The following is a 638-nucleotide window of genomic DNA, read 5'->3' on the forward strand; positions in this document are numbered from 1 at the left end:
CGCCCCCGCATCAAATGCTCAAGGCTCAAGGCTCAATGGTCGGTGCGCAGGTAGCTCGCCTGGCGCGGCAGGCGCAGGCTGACCAGGAAGGCCACCACCATCATGGCCGTGACGTACCAGTAGAAGCTCGACTCGTAGCCGAGCGACTTGAGCCCCAGCGCCACGTATTCGGCCGAGCCACCGAAGATGGCGTTGGCGATCGCATACGCCAGCCCCACGCCGAGCGCGCGCACCTCGGGCGGGAACATCTCGGCCTTCACGATGCCGCTGATGGAGGTGTAGAAGCTCACGATGGCCAGCGCCAGCAGGATCAGCGCAAACGCCGCGTAGGGGTTGGTGACATGCTGCAGCGCCGTGAGAATCGGCACCGTGGCGAGCGCGCCCAGGGCGCCAAACAGCATCATGCTGGTGCGCCNGTGTAGAAGCTCACGATGGCCAGCGCCAGCAGGATCAGCGCAAACGCCGCGTAGGGGTTGGTGACATGCTGCAGCGCCGTGAGAATCGGCACCGTGGCGAGCGCGCCCAGGGCGCCAAACAGCATCATGCTGGTGCGCCGGCCAATGCGGTCGGACAGGGAGCCAAACAGCGGCTGCATGCACATGTAGCAAAACAGGCAGGCCGTCATCACGTTGCTGGCG

The 638-nt window shown here is 65.6% G+C and carries 1 protein-coding gene; it reads right to left on the reverse strand.

Annotated elements, in window-relative coordinates; translation table 11 throughout:
• Positions 1-32 precede the first annotated feature (32 nt).
• Positions 33-404: a hypothetical protein gene (locus QZH66_RS17935; RefSeq protein ID WP_305807164.1), complete on the reverse strand. Its 372-nt coding sequence runs from the start codon at positions 402-404 to the stop codon at positions 33-35.
• Positions 405-638: the final 234 nt, after the last annotated feature.

The organism is Stenotrophomonas sp. YIM B06876, from assembly GCF_030711595.1.
GTDB lineage: Bacteria > Pseudomonadota > Gammaproteobacteria > Xanthomonadales > Xanthomonadaceae > Stenotrophomonas.